Annotated in this window: 14 protein-coding genes; 3 read left to right on the forward strand and 11 right to left on the reverse strand. The window is 57.7% G+C overall.

Going from position 1 to position 14475, the window contains the following annotated elements:
- Positions 1–109: 109 nt before the first annotated feature.
- A complete protein-coding gene (locus LT85_RS15130; RefSeq protein ID WP_038490214.1) occupies positions 110–1174 on the forward strand; it encodes an acyltransferase family protein in 1065 nt (354 codons plus the stop codon).
- A 21-nt stretch (positions 1175–1195) separates the two neighbouring features.
- Here the strand turns inward: LT85_RS15130 and LT85_RS15135 are convergent, their stop codons facing one another.
- The 9 genes from LT85_RS15135 to LT85_RS15175 all read right to left on the reverse strand — a co-directional run bounded on the left by LT85_RS15135 (position 1196) and on the right by LT85_RS15175 (position 9762).
- Positions 1196–1510: a cytochrome C oxidase subunit IV family protein gene (locus LT85_RS15135; RefSeq protein WP_038490217.1), complete on the reverse strand. Its 315-nt coding sequence runs from the start codon at positions 1508–1510 to the stop codon at positions 1196–1198.
- 8 nt (positions 1511–1518) lie between these two features.
- The gene (locus LT85_RS15140) at positions 1519–2214 is read right to left on the reverse strand and encodes a heme-copper oxidase subunit III family protein (protein ID WP_038490220.1); all 696 of its coding nucleotides are present in this window, start codon (positions 2212–2214) and stop codon (positions 1519–1521) included.
- A gap of 22 nt (positions 2215–2236) precedes the next feature.
- The gene (locus LT85_RS15145; protein WP_038490222.1) at positions 2237–2878 is read right to left on the reverse strand and encodes a cytochrome c oxidase subunit 3; all 642 of its coding nucleotides are present in this window, start codon (positions 2876–2878) and stop codon (positions 2237–2239) included.
- On the reverse strand, positions 2875–4638 hold the full coding sequence (gene ctaD, locus LT85_RS15150; RefSeq protein ID WP_038490225.1) for a cytochrome c oxidase subunit I: 1764 nt from the start codon (positions 4636–4638) through the stop codon (positions 2875–2877). The genes LT85_RS15145 and ctaD overlap by 4 nt, the downstream gene beginning before the upstream one ends.
- 23 nt (positions 4639–4661) lie before the next feature.
- Entirely contained in the window at positions 4662–5831 is a 1170-nt protein-coding gene (locus tag LT85_RS15155) for a cytochrome c oxidase subunit II (protein WP_038490228.1), read from the reverse strand.
- A 198-nt stretch (positions 5832–6029) separates the two neighbouring features.
- Positions 6030–6530, reverse strand: coding sequence for a hypothetical protein (locus LT85_RS15160; protein WP_038490230.1), 501 nt, complete (start codon positions 6528–6530; stop codon positions 6030–6032).
- A gap of 301 nt (positions 6531–6831) precedes the next feature.
- Positions 6832–7662: a 3',5'-nucleoside bisphosphate phosphatase gene (locus LT85_RS15165; RefSeq protein ID WP_038490232.1), complete on the reverse strand. Its 831-nt coding sequence runs from the start codon at positions 7660–7662 to the stop codon at positions 6832–6834.
- 150 nt (positions 7663–7812) lie between these two features.
- Positions 7813–8691: an alpha/beta fold hydrolase gene (locus tag LT85_RS15170; RefSeq protein WP_156117548.1), complete on the reverse strand. Its 879-nt coding sequence runs from the start codon at positions 8689–8691 to the stop codon at positions 7813–7815.
- A 45-nt stretch (positions 8692–8736) separates the two neighbouring features.
- Complete coding sequence (locus LT85_RS15175) at positions 8737–9762, reverse strand: patatin-like phospholipase family protein (protein WP_038490239.1); 1026 nt, start codon at positions 9760–9762, stop codon at positions 8737–8739.
- A gap of 469 nt (positions 9763–10231) precedes the next feature.
- Between LT85_RS15175 and LT85_RS15180 the strand changes: the two genes are divergently transcribed.
- Entirely contained in the window at positions 10232–11635 is a 1404-nt protein-coding gene (locus LT85_RS15180; RefSeq protein WP_038490242.1) for an ethanolamine ammonia-lyase subunit EutB, read from the forward strand.
- Between the two features lie 10 nt (positions 11636–11645).
- Positions 11646–12470 (forward strand): ethanolamine ammonia-lyase subunit EutC, encoded by an 825-nt coding sequence (gene eutC / locus LT85_RS15185; RefSeq protein ID WP_038490246.1) that lies wholly within the window; start codon positions 11646–11648, stop codon positions 12468–12470.
- Positions 12471–12509: 39 nt separating this feature from the next.
- On the opposite strand, the gene LT85_RS15190 is transcribed toward eutC, so the two are convergent.
- Positions 12510–13508, reverse strand: a complete 999-nt coding sequence (locus tag LT85_RS15190) for an aldo/keto reductase (protein WP_038490248.1) — start codon at positions 13506–13508, stop codon at positions 12510–12512.
- A 106-nt stretch (positions 13509–13614) separates the two neighbouring features.
- Positions 13615–14424, reverse strand: coding sequence for a 2,5-didehydrogluconate reductase DkgB (dkgB, locus tag LT85_RS15195; RefSeq protein WP_038490251.1), 810 nt, complete (start codon positions 14422–14424; stop codon positions 13615–13617).
- Positions 14425–14475: the final 51 nt, after the last annotated feature.

Here is a 14475-nt window from a genome sequence, read left to right on the forward strand (position 1 = left end):
TTTGGAAACTTAAATTCTGCTATCTTTGCCAGAAAATCTTTCGGAGACATTTTCAATTGGACCGCCTACCGCCATTCCCCGCACCTTTCCCTCACCTCCGGTCCCAACCATGACGCGCCGCCTGACGGCGGTGGATGCACTGCGCGGATGCACCGTCGCCGCGATGTTGCTGGTCAACGACCCTGGCGACTGGAACCACGTCTACGCCCCGCTGGAACATTCTGTATGGCATGGCTGTACGCCGACCGATCTGGTGTTTCCGTTTTTCCTGTTCATGGTGGGCGTATCGACTGCCCTCGGCATCGACCCGCGCGTTGCTCAAGGCATCAATCCATCTGCATTGACTCGCGCTGCGCTGATGCGGGCGCTACGCATCGTGGCGCTTGGCTTGCTGATCAACGTACTGGCCTGGCTGATCATGCCGGGAGTACATCTGCGTTTGCCAGGGGTATTGCAACGCATTGGCCTCTGCTTTGCTGCTACGGCGCTGTTTGCAATCTACACGCGTCCACACATCCAATGGACGGCGATCATTGCCATCCTGCTCGGATACTGGTGCTTGCTGCTGCTTGGCGGTTCGCTGGAGCCATGGATTAACCTGGTCAGCCGCAGCGATAGCGCGCTATTCGGTTCACTGGTTTACCAGACCGATCCCGCCAGCGGGCACGGGCACGATCCCGAAGGCTTGCTCGGCACCCTGCCGTCGCTCGCTACCAGCCTGCTTGGCCTGTGCGCCGGCCGCTGGCTACGCGATGGCAAGTTGAAACCGCTGTTCGTCGCTGGTATCGCTGCGCTGGCGCTGGGTGCGCTGTGGTCGCTGGCGCTGCCGTTCAACAAAAACCTGTGGACGCCATCTTTCGTATTGTGGTGCGCCGGCTGGGCCATCTTGGCGATGCTGCTATTTCACTGGCTGATCGACCATCGCGGCTGGCCCGCAATCGGGCGTCGTTTCGGCGTTAACGCCGTGGCAGCCTATGCCGGCTCCGAGCTGATGCAAATTCTGCTGCCGGGACTGGGCTGGCAGGAATCGATCTATCAACACCTGTTCGCGGGCTGGATCACGCCACTGGCAGGACCGTACGTCGCATCGCTCGGGTTCGCCGTGGTTTTTGTCTTTATCTGGTGGCTGATCGTGTATGTGATGGATCAGCGGCGATGGTATATAAAACTCTAGCTCAAGCGCTAACAAGTGGCTTTAACGGAAAAACAAAAGCCGGGTCAGAAAAGTATAGTCAGCCTCGGTGGCCATCAAACCAACCAGCACCAGCAGGCACAGTGGCGGTATCAAGATGGCGAATACCAGCGCCAGGCGCTCCCACGCCATGTGCATGAAAAAGGCGACGATCAGTCCCGCTTTCATCAGCATCAGCACCAGGATCAAGGTCCAGCGCAAATAGCTGTGGAAATTAAAATAGTCGACCAAGTAGGAAAGCGTGCTGAGTACGAACAGCAAGCCCCATATCTTGAGATAGAGACCGATCGGATGTTGTTGTCCTGTGGCGGAAGTCATGAGCGCACCTACCAGAGATAAAACAAGGCAAAAATGAAAACCCAGACCAGATCGACGAAGTGCCAGTACAAGCCGGCGATTTCAACGATCTGGTAATTCCCGCCTGAACCGCCAGCCCCGTCGTAACGGCCCTTCAGCAAACGCACCGCCACGGTAATCAGGTAGACCACCCCCGCGCTCACATGCAAGCCATGAAAGCCGGTAATCATGAAAAAAGTCGAGCCGAATTGCGGCGCGCCCATCGGATTGCCCCAGGGACGTACGCCCTCCTGCAAAATCAGCTTGCTCCATTCGAACACTTGCATGCTGACGAAACAGACGCCGAAACCGGCGGTGACAAACATCAGGATGGCGGCGCGTACCCGCTCGCGGCGATAGGCGAAGTTGACCGCCATCGCCATCGTTCCGCTGCTGCTGATCAGCACGAAAGTCATGATCGCGATGAGCAGCAAAGGCACCTCGGCGCCGCCGATCTTCAGACCGAACACCAGGCTTGGATTGGGCCAGGGAATGGTGCTGGAAATACGTACTGTCATGTAACCGGTCAGGAAACAGCTGAAGATGAAGGTATCCGACAACAGGAAAATCCACATCATTGCCTTGCCCCACGACACCTGGAACGCTTGCCGGTCCGAAGACCAGTCCGCCACCAGTTGCCGCAAGCGGCTTTCGCTGGCTGGCGTTGGTGAAGTTGCTATGCTCATACATCCTCCCGGGACAGACTGCTTAGCGTGTACCGCAGACCATACGCACCAGGTCCGGCGTCAGCCAGCCCAGTGCGGCAAACAGCAACAGCCAGACTGCCAGCAAAAAATGCCAGTAGCGGGCACATAAGCGGATACGCCAGGCCAGCCGGCGCGGCTCCTGGCGCCACGAGCCAGCTGCCGCCATGCTCCAGCCAACCAGGCCGCCCGCCACATGCAAACCATGCATTGCAGTCAGCAAATAAAAGAAACTGCCCGCCGGATTGCCGTTGGCCGTTACGTGGATAGCTTGCAACGCCTGCCATCCCCAGAATTGCGCGCCCAGGAAAGCGATGCTCCAGAAGCCTGCAACCATTAACAGCGTGTGGGCGCGTTCCATCTGGCGCACGTGGGCGGCGGCGACGGCAAGCTGCAGAAACACACTGGCGATGACCAGGATCGACGTGCTCAGCCAGAGCTGCCAAGGCATCGCAAGCGGCGACCAGTCGGCGGCTTCCATGCGCATGATGTACGCGGCGATAAATAATAAAAACAGTGCCGTCGCCACAGCCATGAATAGCCATAAGGCGACGCTGATCGCGGCGTAACGGCGCTCGAGCGGATTATCGGCAGCGGGCTTTCCATAGCCAGGCCCGGATGATTTCATGATGGCTGCATGGCTCATGCCAAAGCCTCCTTGTCGACCGGCAGGCGCGACTCGGCGTCCCCCGGTACGGGAGGTGCGTTTTGCGCAATAAAATCTTCTTTTGCTCCCGGCACGCTATACGTGTAGGCGCCCCGGTATACCACCGGCAGATGCGGCCCCCAGTTGCCGTGACGTGGCGGCGTTTCGGGAGTCTGCCATTCCAGCGATGCTGCACGCCATGGATTGGCGACGGCGCGCTTGCCGCGAAAAACGCTCCACACCAGATTAAAGATGAAAATCAGTTGCACCGTCGCCACGATCAAGGCAATCACGGTAATGAAAGCGTTCATGGTTTGCGCCGACTCAGGAATGAATTTGTAGCCTTCGAAAGCGTAATAACGGCGCGGCATGCCGAGTATGCCAAGGTAATGCATCGGGAAAAAAATTGCATAGGTGCCAAGGAAGGTCACCCAGAAATGCAGCTTTCCCAAGCCTTCGTTGAGCATCCGGCCGGTTATTTTCGGATACCAGTGATAAATCCCGCCAAACACCACCAGCAGTGGAGAGACTCCCATCACCATGTGGAAATGCGCCACCACGAAATAGGTGTTGGACAACGGAATATCCACGCTGACATTGCCAAGGAACAGGCCGGTCAGGCCGCCGATCAGGAAGGTGCTGATGAATGCCAGCGCGAACAGCATCGGCACCGAGAGATGAATGTCGCCGTTCCACAAGGTCAGCACCCAGTTATAAACCTTGATAGCGGTAGGCACAGCGATGATCAGGGTGGTGGTAGCGAAGAAGAAACCAAAGTACGGATTCATGCCGCTGACGAACATGTGATGCGCCCACACCACCACGCTCAGAACGCCGATGGCTAGAATCGCCCAGACCATAGTGCGATAGCCGAAGATGCTTTTACGCGCATGCACGCTGATCAGGTCGGAGACAATGCCGAACGCCGGCAAGGCCACGATGTACACCTCTGGATGGCCGAAAAACCAGAACAGATGCTGGAACAGCAAAGGGCTGCCGCCCTTGTAATTACTGACCTGCCCCATCGACACCAGCGCCGGCATGAAGAAACTGGTGCCAAGCGTACGGTCCAGCAGCATCATCACACCGCTGACAAACAGCGCCGGAAACGCCAGCAAGGCGAGGATAGTGGCGACGAAAATGCCCCACACAGTGAGCGGCATGCGCAGCAAAGTCATGCCCTCGGTGCGAGCTTGCAGCACGGTGGTCACGTAATTCAAGCCGCCCATGGTGGCGGCAACGATAAAAATCAGCAGCGACACCAGCATCAGGATGATGCCCCACTCATAGCCGGGCGTCCCCGGCAAAATCGCCTGCGGCGGATACAGCGTCCAGCCGGCGCCGGTTGGCCCGCCGGGCACGAAGAAGCTCGCCATCAGCACGATCACCGAGACCAGGTAAACCCAGAAACTCAACATGTTCAGATAAGGAAACACCATGTCGCGCGCACCGACCATCAGCGGGATCAAATAATTACCGAAGCCGCCCAGGAACAACGCGGTAAGCAGATAGATCACCATGATCATGCCGTGCATGGTCATGAACTGGTAATAGTGCGGCGCATCGATAAAGGCAAACTTCCCCGGAAAGCCGAGTTGCAAACGCATCAGGTTAGACAGCCCTACCCCTACCAGTCCGGCCAGGATGGCGACGCTGGCGTACTGGATTGCAATCACCTTGTGGTCCTGGCTCCAGACATATTTTCGGAAGAAGCCTTGCGGACCATGATCGTGGTGTGCGCTGTCGTCGTCGTAGGCCATGGCGTTCCTTGGTTAGCAGATGATTATTGTTGCGCCTGCTGCTTCGGCGTGGCGGCCGACGCCGCGCCGACCGATTTGATGTAAGCCACCAGCGCCTCCAGTTCAGCATCGCTCATTTCGATTTTCGGCATCATCGGCGCAAAGCCTTTCACTACCCGCGCCTGTGGATTACGGATAAATGTTTTCAGATAAGCTTCGTCCACCAGCGCCGTGGCGCCGCTTTCCATGGTTTCGGTTTTTCCGTACAAACCCTTCCAGGTCGGACCGACACGGGGCGTTCCGTCCACCGTATGGCAGGCTACGCAGGCTTTCGACTCGGACAGGGCTTTGCCTTGCGCTACCAGTGCGTCGCCGGCGATGGGTGCAGTCGCAGCAGCGCTGGCGATTGCATTTGTAACCGGTGGCGCCATGGTCTGGGCAAACGTCGGCTGCGCCTTCAGCCATTTCTGAAAGCTGGCGGCATCTTCCACCACCACGTAGCCACGCATACCGGCATGGCCGACGCCGCACAGTTGTGCGCACAGGACTTCATAGCGGCCGATCTTGTCGGGCGTGAACCAGAATGAGGTCACCATGCCCGGCACCATATTCATGCGGGCGCGGAACGGCGGCACAAAAAAATCATGCAGCACGTCCAGCGAGCGCAACAGAAGCCTGACCGGCTGGTTGACTTGCAGGTGCAACTCGTTGTTGTTGATCAGGATATTGTCCTGCCCGGCCGGATCGGCAGGGTCCACGCCGAATGGATTAGAGGCGCTGATCAGCGCCACGCTGGAACGGCCAAGCTTGCCGCTGGCGCCGGGATAACGAAAACGCCATTGCCATTGTTGGCCGACCACTTCCACGTCCACCGCATTGGCCGGCACCGTGACATAGGCGGCATAGACAAACAAACCGGGCGCCAGCAAACCCATGATGGCGATGCTGGTGCCGATGATCAGCCAGCGCTCCAGTTTGCGATTGTCGGGCTGATAGGCGGCGCGCTGCCCTTCGCGATGACGAAAACGCAGCAAGATATAAACGATGAAAAGATTGATGACGACGAAGAAAATGCCGGTGATGACTAAGGTAATGGTCAACGTGTCATCCATCTGCCGCCAGTTCGATGCTAGCGGGGTCGCCCACCACGGGCTGAAAAAATGAAACAGCACCGAAGCGACAACGATCAGGACGAGTGCAACTGCCATGGCCATAGCTATCCTCTTTCCTGCGGAGCGGTCCGCGGAATTGACGCGAATGCAATGAAGTACTCTCTGAATGCTTACAGCCGCGACCGATCGCAGCAATCATGCTCCGGCTTGCCCTGGCTCCGCATATGCTTACGCGAACGGATCAGGATTGTATTCCCGATCCGTCTGCGCTCCGGAAAATGGTGCCGCAGTGTGCAGCCGCTATTGTCCTAAAGGCCGTTCAAGCTTCCAGTAGATGATCGCCACCGACATACCGAACACCAGGTGTGCAGCCAGCGTCGCCCAGCCGCGCATATCGGCAAACCATGAAAAGAAGCGGACCATGCCGTAAAAATTGAACAAATAGACAACCAGGCCGAACACAGCGCCGGTCAGCAATATCATGCCGACGCTAGAGTCAAAGTGGAAAGGCGCGATGATGGAGGCCAGGATGAGCCCCAGGACAATACCAAGCACATAGTGCGTGGCCAGCGCCACGGCGACTATGCCGACGCTGAAGGTGGTTGTTTGCAGTGTATCCGGCCCCAGCACGATGGCAGCAATCATGTGCGACGTGGCCCAGGGACTGGTATCCAGGAAGATGGATGACCAGAGCAGTTCCAGCACCATCACGACCGCACCGGCGGCAAAACCGGAGACTGCGGCCGCCGGCCAGTCTGGCAGGCGATGCTCCAGGTGATGCGAATGCATGTGAAGTTCCATGATGACCTCCTCAAAAGCCAATACAGCCAGCTACGCTGTCGCCGCAGCAACGACTGGTCACTGCAAATGTAGTGCGACAGGCTCTGTTTCAGAGTAGTACAGAATCATGGCCATGCAAAGGATGTAACTATGTTGCGACGCAGCAGCTGTCATGACTTATCACAGACAGCGAGCCATCAACAAATTTAGAATTTACGTAAAGTTTCGTCAGCAAGGCATGCCGACGAAGATAGTGCGAAGGTACGGCTAGAAGGCATAACGCCGCGGACGGAATTTTGCGTAAATCCTAAGATTCTAGAAATTACCAGTTATGCCAGATCGGGGTAACGCTATCAGGCAAAGGCGGCAAGGCGCCGAGGTCGACCCGCGATTCAGCCGGGCTGTGGAAGTCCGAACCGCGCGACGCGAGAAAACCGTATCTGGAAGCAACCTTGGCGTAATAGTCATATTGATCCGGGGTATGGCTGCCGGTCATGACTTCGATACCCGCCCCGCCCAATTGCTTGAATTCGCTGAAGAAGGCATCAAAGGCCAGGTCGCTCAGCTTGTAGCGCCCCGGATGGGCTACCACTGCAAGGCCGCCGGCGTCGCGTATCCATTGCACGGCTTGCGTCAGTGACGCCCAGCAATGCGGCACGTAACCTGGGTGGCCTTCGGTGAGGAAATTACGGAATACCTCGCTGGTGTCTTTACAGCGGCCAATTTCCACCAGATAGCGGGCAAAATGGGTGCGCGATATGAGATCGGGATTACCGACGTGCTTCAATGCCCCGTCAAAGGCATCGGGAATCCCCACCGTCGCCAGTTGCGCCGCCATTTCGTGCGCGCGCCGTTCGCGGCCACCGCGGGTTGACACCAGGCCCTGCACCAGTTGCGGATTGGTTTCGTCAATCTGCAAACCAACGATATGAATTGTCTGGCCAGCCCAGGTAATTGAAATTTCGACTCCGGCCACATAGCGCAGATCAAGCGCCGCCGCAGCAGCGCGGGCTTCGGCAATGCCATCGATTTCGTCGTGATCGGTCAAGGCCCATATATCGACGCCATTGGCCTTGGCGCGTGCAGCTACCGCCATCGGCGTTAAAGTACCGTCGGAAACATTGGAGTGGCAATGGAGATCAACATTCAACATCATTAGTCCTACAGGGAAACACCGGTAGCATGGCTGAAAGCCGCTGCAAATCAGCTAAAAATCGTTGCCATGCCAAGATTGTACGCTCCTTGGGCTGCATATGCTGCGAACGCACATTTCGCCGGCCACAGCACGTCATCGGGAAGTGCCCTATTCCTGCAAAAAATCCTCGATCAAGCGCGCCAGCGCCTGCGGCTGATCATGGTGCAGCATGTGCCCTGCTTCCCGGACGACCGCAGCCCTGGCGTGCGGCAGACAGGCGATACGGCCATCGATCTCGCCGCGCATTGTTTCCTTGCCGCCCATCCATTGCCACATATTGGTTTCCTCCGCCTCCACGCAGAGCACCGGCGCAGTGGTAGCGCGCCAGCAAGCCAGCATTTCCTCGACGCGCGGCAGCACCGGATTGATGATTTTGTGCGCTGGATCGGCAAGGATTTCCCAGCGTCCCAGATCATTCTGGCGCGACCAGTGCTGCGCCAGAAACGCCGCCCTGATGTCGCTCAAGCGTGGATTGGTTTTCTGCAGGCGCGCCGCCACCGCCGTCAGGTCGGGATAGCTTTGCAAGGCTGCCGATTCGATCAGTTGATCCAGCCATTTGGCGTAGCGCCTGGGCGCGAGGTCGGCCGCCAGGTGTTCGCCGCCAAAACCTTCCAGGTTAATCAAGGCCTTTATCCGCTGCGGTCGCGTGCCTGCATACAAGCCAACGGCGTAACCGCCCATGCTATGACCGAGCAAATTGACCGGCTGGTCGCCGGAATAGTGCTGCAAGATGGCATCCAGATCCGCCAGATAATCGGGAAACCAATAGCTATCGACCGGCGGCCCTTCCGTCAGGCCAAAGCCACGCCAGTCAGGCGCGATCACATGCCAGTCACGCTGCAGGCAATCGACCACGAATTGAAACGAGGCCGAGACATCCATCCAGCCATGCATCATGAAAATTTTCGGGTCGCCGGCGCGGCCCCAGTGGCGTACATGGTAGCGCAGGCCGCGCAACGGAAGAAATTCGGAGCGGGATAATTTCATATGCATGAATAAGTGAGGTGGTTAGATCAAGGACAAAGCCGAGAATCAGGCAAGAAATTGGCTGAGGTCAAAATTAGATTGCAATTCCGCACCGGAAAAATGCTCTTGCAGCCAGTGTTCCGCCCGCGTTCTCCCCGCATCGCGCAAGGCGTGAATAAAGGACGCTTTAGTGTTCAGCTTGCTGGCGACGCTCAGCTGGCTCATCAAGGCATCGGAGTCGATCACATGGATCTGCAACTCCATCAGGCGATCGTGCATATGTCCGCGTGCCTCCGGATCCGCTTCGGTTTCGCGTCTGGCCAGCGCCAGTCCGCCGAGTTCTGTAAAAAAGGTGGAACTGAAACTGATCTCGCTCAGTCGCTGGCCGATCTCGTCGGTACTGGTGGGCGTCAGCGGCCGCCGGAACGGGTGCAACAGCACCGCCAGGATATCCGGCGAATTGCATAAATGCAGCAAGGGGAAAATCGGTGGGTTGGCGGTCAGGCCGCCATCCCAGTACGCTTCGCCATCAATCTCCACCGCGTGATGCATCGAAGGCAGGCAAGCCGACGCCAGCAAAGCATCTTGCGTCAGGTCGTCATTGCGGAAGATGCGCAAGCGGCCGGTGCTGACCTGGGTCGCGGCGATGAACAGCTTGACTTTGCCTTCTGCCCGCAAACGCTCGAAATCAATCTGCTTGCCAAGGATATCGCGCAAGGGATTCAGATCGAACGGATTAAGCTGGTAGGGAGAAAACATGCGGGTCACTGAAAACATGTGCTTCAACAGAGCCGATGAAGTCGCCTGCGAGGCAATACCGGCTTCACTCAAGGCATCCGGCCGCATGAAGCTGTACAGGTCGCGGGTACTGACGCTATCCCAGAAATCCGCCAGCGCCTGACGCGCTCCGTCGCGGCCGCCGGTCGCCAGGCCGTAACTCATCACTACCGCATTCATCGCGCCGGCGCTCGCGCCGCTAATGCCCTCAATGTCTATCCGCGGATCTTCCAGCAGGCGGTCCAGGGCTCCCCAGGTAAACGCACCGTGGGAACCGCCGCCTTGCAAGGCCAACGTGACTGTCTTGTTTTGCATGAAATTTTCCTGAAGATGGTTGTCTGTCGAATAGTGTTCCGAGCCGTAATAGTCAGAAACGTTCAGAAACGATGAGAAGAAGTTTTGTCAACGCCTGCCATACCCTCCCACATATTCCAATAATTTACCAATCTTTCGGATTCAGTGTTTTCTTGAAACCAGGTTCACGCATGCTTTCACAGACAGCCTGCTGGCCGGCGGACGATCATTGTGCACCACAACGGCACACATTTTGCTCTTCGTCATTCAAGATCGGGAAAATGTAAGCTTTGCACCTTCAGCGAGATGACCATGCACCATTTTCTCTCAATGCGGAACCAAAGTAGACCGTCGTTGCCAATTGGGCCCGCCCGCAGCTTGCGGCCTGGCGGTGTTCCTGATAAACGGGAATAGAACGAATAGTCGTACTATTGAGCCCAGCGCCATCGCACAAGGAAAGCCCCGCGCAATTGCATGGAGGACCGCAGCCGTGAGTAACAGCAAGCATCAGTTCAGCCATATCGTCGGTGCCAGGAGCTATCAGTTCCGCGACCTGAAAGACTTGATGGCCAAGGCCACGCCACCGCGTTCCGGTGACGTCCTGGCGGGCCTGGCCGCTGCCAGCGCGGAGCAAAGGGTGGCGGCGCAGATGACGCTGGCGGCTGTACCTCTCAGCCGCTTCCTCGACGATCTGCTGGTGCCGTATGAGGAGGATGAAGTCAGCCGTCTGATTGTCGATGACCACGATGTAGCAGCCTTCACTCGCATCAAGCACTTGACCGTGGGCGATTTTCGCAACTGGCTGTTGAGCGACGCAGCCGACGAGAGCGTGCTGGCCGTGGTCGCGCCCGGCATCACGCCGGAGATGGCGGCCGCCGTATCCAAGATCATGCGTGTGCAAGATCTGATCCTGGTCGCCAGGAAATGCCGCGTGGTGACCCGCTTCCGCAATACCATCGGCCGGCCTGGCAGCCTGTCGACGCGCCTGCAGCCGAATCATCCGACCGATAACAGCAGCGGCATCGCCGCCAGTATTCTCGATGGCCTGCTGTACGGTAGCGGAGATGCGGTGATCGGCATCAATCCGGCCACCGACAATGTGCCGCAGGTGATCAAGATCGTCACTATGCTCAACGACATCATCGACCGCTACCAGATTCCGACCCAGTCTTGCGTGCTGACCCATGTCACCAATACGATAGAAGCCATCAATCGGGGCGCACCGGTGGACCTGGTATTCCAGTCAATTGCCGGCACCGAGGCTGCCAACCTCAGTTTCGGCATCAACCTGGCGTTGCTGGCGGAGGCGCGCGAGGCTGCTCTCTCGCTCGGACGCGGCACCGTCGGTAACAATGTCATGTATTTCGAAACCGGCCAGGGTAGCGCGTTGTCGGCCAACGCCCATCACGGCATCGACCAGCAAACCTGTGAAGCGCGTGCCTACGCGGTGGCGCGCAAGTTCAAGCCGCTGCTGGTGAATTCGGTGGTCGGCTTCATCGGTCCCGAATATCTGTACGATGGCAAGCAGATTATCCGGGCCGGCCTGGAAGATCACTTCTGCGCCAAGCTGCTCGGCCTGCCGATGGGCTGTGATGTCTGCTACACCAACCACACCGAAGCCGACCAGAACGACATGGACGTACTGCTGACCCTGCTCGGCAACGCCGGCTGCACCTTCGTCATGGGGATTCCCGGCTCGGACGACATCATGCTGAATTACCAGAGCACCTCTTTCCACGACGCCTTGTATGTACGGCGCTTGCTGGGATTGAAACCAGCACCGGAATTTGAAGCCTGGCTGAAGGCGATGAGAATTTTTACCGAAGACGAGCCGGTGAAACTGGGCGATACCCTGCCCTCGGCATTTCAACAAGCGCTGTTGCGTTTGCCATGAGAAAGCTTTCATGAAAAAACCGAATCTTACGGTGGTCAACAATCCCTGGCAGGAATTGCGGCAATTCACCGACGCCCGGATTGCCTTAGGCCGCAGCGGCGTCAGCCTGCCGACTTCAGCGCAACTGGCATTCCAGCTGGCGCACGCCAGAGCGCGGGACGCGGTGCATCTGAGGCTCGATGTCAAGGCGTTGACAAACAGCTTGCGCGACGCCGATCCCGACGTCCACTGCATTGTCGTATCAAGCGCAGCGGGAAATCGCGATACCTATTTACAGCGCCCTGATCTCGGACGACGGCTGAATGCTGCGTCACGCACCATGCTGCTGGAGTTGCATCAAAGCCATCCGCCGCACGAATCATATGATCTCTCCATCGTCATTGCCGACGGCTTGTCAGCGCTGGCCATTGCGCAGAATGCCCAGCCCTTTCTGGACGCGCTCATGGCAAAGCTGGCGCCGGACAATTTGTCGCTGGCGCCGCTCACCATCGTTCAGCAAGGCCGGGTCGCCATCGGCGATGAAGTAGGCGAAATATTCAACGCCAAAATGGTAGTGATCCTGATCGGCGAACGTCCAGGCTTGAGTTCGCCGGACAGCATGGGCCTGTACCTGACTTGGGCGCCTCGGGTAGGCCTGACCGACGAAAGCCGCAATTGCATTTCCAATGTGCGGCCCGCCGGATTATCGTATGAAGAGGCGGCGGTCAAGCTGCATTACCTGCTGACACAAGCGCTCCGGCGGCAACTATCCGGCATCCTTCTGAAAGACGAAACCGGCGCCGCAGCCGGCTTGACGCCGCCGCCCGAACGCAACTTCCTGCTGGAAAAACGCTAGACAGCGAAGCGATTACTCATTGAGGAATAAAACGATGCCTCAAACGACTGGCAACGGCGCACTCTCCGCCACCAACCCCTGTTGACGTAATTCCAGCCAGAAATCGGCGGGAATCGACGCTGTCGCAAGGGTCAGGTTTTCTGCGATGCGCTCAGGCCGGCTGGCGCCTGGAATCACTGCGGCCACCGCCGGGTGGGCTAGCGAAAACTGCAAGGCCACTGCCTTGATATCGACGTTAAAACGGGCGGCGATAGTCTTCATGTGCTGGACCCGGGCAATCATTTCCGGCGTCGCCTTCTGGTATTCGAAATGATCGCCGCCAGCCAGGATGCCTGAATTGTATGGGCCGCCGACCACGATGCCAAGGCCGCGTTCGACGCAAGCCGGCATCAGTTGTTCCAGTGCCTGCCGATGGTCTAGCAAGGTATAACGTCCAGCCAGCAGAAAGCCGTCGGGGTCAGCTTGCTGCATGGCCAGCGTACAAGCTTCAACGCGATTCACGCCCAATCCCCAGCCTTTGATCACGCCCTCTTCCCTCAATCGCGTCAGCGTCTTGGCCGCGCCGTTCATGGCCACATCGAACACCTCGCGCCAGTTCTCGCCATGGAAATCCTGGGCTATGTCGTGAATCCAGACATAATCGATGCGGTCTGTCTTCAGGCGCTTGAGGCTGTCTTCGATCGAGCGCAATGTGCCGTCTGCCGAGTAATCGTAAATCACCTTGTTCGGCAAGCCATGAACGAACAGGCCGCCTTTTTCACCCAGGTCGCGGGTGCTGGGATCTTCCACTTCATCCAGGATCAGGCGTCCGACCTTGGTGCTCAACACGTACTCTTCACGCGGATGGCTGGCCAACGCGTCGCCCAGGCGCAGTTCAGCCAGGCCGGCACCGTAGAATGGCGCGGCGTCGTAAAAACGAATGCCGTTCTGCCATGCGGCAGCCATTGTGTCCAAAGCTTCCTGAACCGGGATGTCGCGAAACATATTGCCCAAGGGGGCGGTGCCGAATCCTACTTTTCCGGGTAATTTGATGCGCATGATGTTTCCTTTAATTGATTAAACTGTCGCAGCTTGAGCGACATTTCCGACGTATTGCTGTGATGTGAAATTCGGCTAACCCTGCCTTCGACTCGACCACGCAGCATTAGTCCCAAACCGGCGCCAGGCCGTCCGGATTGGCCAGCCGTTCGTTGCGTTCCAGCGCGGCGATCTGCGCCATCTCATCTGCAGACAGGACGATATCCTTGGCCTGCAGATTGGCTTCCAGATTGGCGCGTTTGGTAGATGAGGGAATCACTGCAAAACCTTGCTGCAGCGACCATGCCAGGGCAATCTGCGCAGGGTTGGCATGATGCTGTTCGGCGATGCGCGCGATCACCGGATCATGCATGACCTTGCCGTAAGCCAGCGGCATGTAGGCCGTGACATGGATCCCTTGGTTGCGGGCAAATTCCACCACCTTGCGGTTCTGCAGGAATGGGTGGATTTCAACCTGCTGAGTGGCGATCTCAGCCGCGCCGACAGTATTGATCGCTTGCTGCAACTGGGCGTTGGTGAAATTGGAAACCCCGATCTGCCGAGTCAGCCCTGTTGCCTTGGCTTCCGCCAAAACCGCCATGTATTCAGCAACCGGCAACACATCTTTTGGCGACGGCCAGTGGATCAACGTCAGGTCCAATTGCTCCAGCCGCAACTTGCGCAGGCTTTCCTTGAGACTTGGAATCAATTTGTCGCGCCCGAGGTTCTCAATCCAGATCTTGGTGGTGACGAACAAGGCGTCACGCGCGACTCCGCTTTCTGCCATCGCCTGGCCGACCTCTGCTTCATTGCCATAGATTTGGGCCGTATCGATATGGCGGTACCCCGCATCGATGCCATTACGCACAGAGTCAATGACTACTTGCCCTTGCAAACGGAAAGTGCCAAGGCCAATGGCTGGAATGTGATGTGTCATGAAATGCCTTTGAATGAAATTGGAAACAGTGCAATCCTGCGCCGCAACGCC

The sequence above is a fragment of the Collimonas arenae genome, from assembly GCF_000786695.1.
Taxonomy (GTDB): domain Bacteria; phylum Pseudomonadota; class Gammaproteobacteria; order Burkholderiales; family Burkholderiaceae_D; genus Collimonas; species Collimonas arenae_A.

What these genes read in the sequence shown, in the direction of transcription:
- LT85_RS15130 (WP_038490214.1), top strand. Translation starts at nt 110, where the DNA reads ATGACGCGCCGCCTGACGGCGGTGGATGCACTGCGCGGATGCACCGTC.
- LT85_RS15135 (WP_038490217.1), bottom strand. Translation starts at nt 1,510, where the DNA reads ATGACTTCCGCCACAGGACAACAACATCCGATCGGTCTCTATCTCAAG.
- LT85_RS15140 (WP_038490220.1), bottom strand. Translation starts at nt 2,214, where the DNA reads ATGAGCATAGCAACTTCACCAACGCCAGCCAGCGAAAGCCGCTTGCGG.
- LT85_RS15145 (WP_038490222.1), bottom strand. Translation starts at nt 2,878, where the DNA reads ATGAGCCATGCAGCCATCATGAAATCATCCGGGCCTGGCTATGGAAAG.
- ctaD (WP_038490225.1), bottom strand. Translation starts at nt 4,638, where the DNA reads ATGGCCTACGACGACGACAGCGCACACCACGATCATGGTCCGCAAGGC.
- LT85_RS15155 (WP_038490228.1), bottom strand. Translation starts at nt 5,831, where the DNA reads ATGGCCATGGCAGTTGCACTCGTCCTGATCGTTGTCGCTTCGGTGCTG.
- LT85_RS15160 (WP_038490230.1), bottom strand. Translation starts at nt 6,530, where the DNA reads ATGGAACTTCACATGCATTCGCATCACCTGGAGCATCGCCTGCCAGAC.
- LT85_RS15165 (WP_038490232.1), bottom strand. Translation starts at nt 7,662, where the DNA reads ATGTTGAATGTTGATCTCCATTGCCACTCCAATGTTTCCGACGGTACT.
- LT85_RS15170 (WP_156117548.1), bottom strand. Translation starts at nt 8,691, where the DNA reads ATGAAATTATCCCGCTCCGAATTTCTTCCGTTGCGCGGCCTGCGCTAC.
- LT85_RS15175 (WP_038490239.1), bottom strand. Translation starts at nt 9,762, where the DNA reads ATGCAAAACAAGACAGTCACGTTGGCCTTGCAAGGCGGCGGTTCCCAC.
- eutC (WP_038490246.1), top strand. Translation starts at nt 11,646, where the DNA reads ATGAAAAAACCGAATCTTACGGTGGTCAACAATCCCTGGCAGGAATTG.
- LT85_RS15190 (WP_038490248.1), bottom strand. Translation starts at nt 13,508, where the DNA reads ATGCGCATCAAATTACCCGGAAAAGTAGGATTCGGCACCGCCCCCTTG.
- dkgB (WP_038490251.1), bottom strand. Translation starts at nt 14,424, where the DNA reads ATGACACATCACATTCCAGCCATTGGCCTTGGCACTTTCCGTTTGCAA.